This window comes from Streptomyces sp. NPDC002851 (assembly GCF_053591935.1).
Map to the genome: position 1 here is coordinate 1 of NZ_JBSFUT010000084.1, position 4210 is coordinate 4210.

Sequence of the window (4210 nt, forward strand, 5' to 3'; positions counted from 1 at the left end):
ACTTCGTCGAAGGCTTCGGCGAATGCGGGAAAGGCCTCGTACAGTTCCCGGCCCATACCGACCCGTTGAGCACCCTGCCCGGTGAACAGAAACGCCATACGCGGGCCGGAGACAGAGGCCGATCCGGCCACAACTCCCGCACCCGTACGCCCCTCGCTGACCGCACGCAGCCCCGCCACAGCCTCAGCCACCGAGTCAGCAACCACACCAGCCCGATGCTCAAAGGCCGTACGCCCAGCAGCGGCAACCGCCACATCCACCAGCGACAGACCAGCGTCAGCATCAGAACGCGACTCCAGCCAGTCCGCCCAACGCCCAGCATTCGCCGCCAACGCCCCGGCCGTGTGTCCCGACACCGGAACCACCACCGGCAGCGGCCCGGCCTCGCGGCCCACTGTGACGGGCGCGGCGGCCGTGGGCTCCGCGGCCGGAGGCTCCTCCAGCACGACATGGGCGTTGGTGCCGCTCAACCCGAACGACGACACACCCGCACGCCGCACCCGCGCCTCATCCCGCTCCCACGGTTCGAGGGCATCGACGACCCGCACCGGCAACTCGTCCCAGGCGATGTTCGGATTCCGGGGTGAGCTGTGCATGGTCGGCGGAAGGGACCCCTTCCGGAAGGACGCCAGCACCTTGCAGATCCCCGCGATACCGGCGGCCGACTCCAGGTGACCGATGACGCTCTTGGCCGTGCCCAGCGCGAGTGCGCGGCCCGGCTCACGCTCCTGCCCGTACACCGCCGCCAGTGCCTGCACCTCTATCGGGTCGCCCAGCGACGTACCCGTGCCGTGGCACTCCACGTAATCCACGTCCGTGCCGGACAGCCCGGCCGAACGCAGTGCGGCACGGAGCACCTTCTGCTGAGCGGTGCCATTGGGCGCGGTGATCCCACTACTGGCACCGTCGTGATTGACGGCCGTGCCGCGGACGACACCCAGGACCCGATGGCCCCGCTCCAGCGCATCGCCGAGCCGCATCACGGCCAGCACGCCGACGCCCTCGCCGCGCCCGTAGCCATCGGCATCGGCCGAGAACGTCTTGCTACGCCCGTCCGGGGACAGCGCGTGCGAGCGGCTCAGTGCCACGAACGCGCCTGGATCCGCCAGGACTTGCACCCCGCCCGCCAGGGCCACCTCGCACTCGTCGTTACGGAGCGCCTCGGCCGCCAGGTGCAGTGCCACCAGGGACGACGAACAGGCCGTGTCGATGGCGAGCGCCGGGCCCTGCAGCCCCAGGTGATACGACAGACGCCCCGCATGGAAGCTGGGCAGACTCCCGGTCAGGGTGTACGTATCCGGGGCAGCGCCCTGACGGTGCTTGCCGTACTCACCCGGTCCGGCGCCGACGAAGACGCCCGTGCGGCTGTCCCGCAGTTCACGCGGCCGGATACCCGCGTCCTCCAGTGAACTCCAGGCCGCCTCCAGCAACAGCCGATGCTGCGGATCCATCGGCTCCGCCTCCCGCGGACTGATCCCGAAGAAGGCCGCGTCAAAGGACGCCACATCATCCAGGAACGAGGCCTGGCGGACGTAGGTCTTCCCCTCGGCCTCCGGGTCGGCGTCGTAGAAGGCGTCGATGTCGAACCGGTCAGCCGGGACCGGCACCACCGTGTCCCGCCCCTCGGCCAGCACCTCCCAGAAGCTCTCCAAATCGTGCGCCTCGCCCGGCATCCGCAGCCCCACACCCACGATCGCGAGCGGTTCGTCGCTGCGGCCGCCCGCGGGCGTGGCCGGGACACCCGTGTCACCCGCGCTGCCCGGGGCGAGTTCGCCGAGTAGCCAGTGCGCCAGGGCGTCCAGGTTCGGGAAGTCGTAGATCAGCGTCCGGGGTGTGGTGACGCCGGTGCGCTCCTCGATCCGATGGCTGAAGGAGACGGCCAGCATCGAGTCGAACCCCAGATCCTTGAAGCCCCGCTCGGGGTCGAGCGCTGCCGGGTCCCGTACGCCGAGCACCGTCGCTGCCTCGGCCGCGAGGAGCCGGCGGGCGTACGCGAGTCGGTCCTCGTCGGGCAGCGCGAGGACCGTGTCGCGCAGCGGGTTCGCGGCGGTGGACGGGGTCGGTTCGGCGGCACGGGCTTCGGGGATGTCGCGCAGCAGCGGGCGCACCGGCCCGCGCGGGCAGAACGCGGGTACGGCCCGGGGCCAGTCCACGTCCGCCACGACGAGCGTGTGCTCGGCGGCCAGCGCCAGGTCAAGACCGGTGAGTGCCTTGGCCGTCGGCATCGGGACGAGACCACTGCGGCGCAGCAGGGCGCCGGTCTCACCGGCGGCCATGCCGCCGTCGGCCCATGGGCCCCAGGCCACGCCGACCACGGGGAGCCCGGCCGCCCTGCGGTGTGCGGCGAGGGCGTCGAGGCCCGCGTTCGCCATCGCGTAGGCGGCCTGTCCGGTGTTGCCGAGGGTTCCGATCACCGAGGAGAACAGGACGAAGGCGTCCAGCGCGCGGTTCTGGGTGAGAGCGTGCAGGGTCCAGGCTCCGCCGAGCTTGGCTGCCGCGACCGCTTCCACCTCGGCGGTGGTGAGGCCGCTCAACAGCTTGTCGCCGAGCGCGCCCGCCGTGTGGAACACGGCTCGCAGGGGGGCCTGCTCGTCGCGGTCGATCTCGGCCAGCAGCTCCGCTGTCCGGGCGGGGTCGCTGATGTCGCACGCGGCGAGGGTGACGCGGGCGCCGGTCGCCTCCAGCTCGGCCTTGAGTTCGGCCGCGCCCGGTGCTTCGGGGCCGCGCCGGGAGGCCAGGACCAGGTGTTCGGTGCCGCGTGCGGCCAGGTGGCGGGCGACGTGGGCGGCGAGTGCCCCGCTGCCGCCGGTGATGAGCGCGGTGCCGCGACCGGTCCAGGCCGGTGTGGAGGGGGCGGGGGCGAAGCGGCGCAGGCGGCGTACGAAGCGGCCCGCGGGGCGCAGGGCGACGTGCTCTTCTCCGTCACTGGCCACGACGGTGCCGAGGAGCTGTGCGACGGTTCGCTCGTCGATCGCTTCGGGGAGGTCGATCAGGCCGCCCCACCGGTTCGTGTGCTCCAGGGCGATCGCATGGCCGAGGCCCCAGGTCTGTGCCTGCCAGGCGCGCGGGACGGTGTCGTCGGCGTGGGCCTGTACGGCGCCGCGGGTGAGGATCCACAGCGGCGCCTCGATGCCCTGGTCGCCGAGGGCCTGGGTGAGAGCGAGGGTCTGTGAGGTGCCGCAGGCGGGCGCGGTCTCCGCCCCGACCGCCTCGTCGAGCGGGGTGCAGGCGAGCACGCCGCGCAGGGAGGCGGTGGCGTCGGCCGGCAGGTCGGCCAGGCAGGTGCGGAAGCCTTCGCGCTCTCCGGCGGCCGGGACGACGTACACCTCCGCGCCCGTTGCTTCAAGTGCCGTGGCCAGTCCGGGTGGTGGGGCCACAAGGAGCCACGGGCCGGACGTGCGGCCCGGTACGGCGTCGAGTGCTGGGGCCTGCTGCCAGTGCTCCTCGTAGAGCCAGTCCGCTACTTCGCCGGTGTGGGCGTGACGGCTGTGCCAGGCGGCCAGGTGCGGGAGCACCGCGGCGACGCTGTCGCTGTCGTCGGCCCCGAGCAGGTGCGAGAGCTCCTCGGCCTCGCCCCGTGCGACGGCGTTCCACAGGGCGTCCTCGGCGGGGTTCCGGGTGCGGCTCTCGACCGGGTCCAGCCAGTAGTGGTTGCGTTGGAAGGCGTAGGTGGGCAGGTCGGTGTGTGTGGTTGTGTCGCTGGCGAGCAGTGGGTGCCAGTTGACGGGTGTTCCGCACGTGTGGAGTTCGGCGAGTGCTGTGACGACTGCGGTGACTTCGTCGAGGTTGCGGCGGGTGCTGGTCACGCAGCGTGTGGAGGAGTCGTCTGTGAGGTTTTCCGGGACCATGCCGGTGAGTGCGGCTTGTGGTCCGATTTCCAGGAAGGTGCTGGTTCCCTGGTTTTCGAGGAAGCGTACGTCGTCGGCGAAGCGCACTGCGTCGCGGACGTGGCGTACCCAATAGGCCGCGTCCCGTGTGCCGCCGTCCGCTGGCGTGGGCATGGTGAGGTGCGGTGTCGTGTAGTCGATCTGTTCCGCGATGTGCCGGAATTCTTCCAGCATGGGTTCCATGAGGGAGGAGTGGAATGCGTGGGAGACCGACAGGCGTTTTGTTTTCCGTCCCAGTGCTTCGAGTTGTTCTGTGAGGGCGAGGACGTCGGTTTCCGGGCCGGAGAGTACGACTGATTCCGGGCCGTTGACGGCTGCGATGT

The 4210-nt window shown here is 71.4% G+C and carries 1 protein-coding gene; it reads right to left on the reverse strand.

What is annotated here, in order from left to right:
• Positions 1-4208, reverse strand: a 4208-nt coding sequence (locus tag ACWD10_RS38250; RefSeq protein WP_451098422.1) for an SDR family NAD(P)-dependent oxidoreductase, incomplete at its 3' end; no start/stop codon positions are given.
• Positions 4209-4210: the final 2 nt, after the last annotated feature.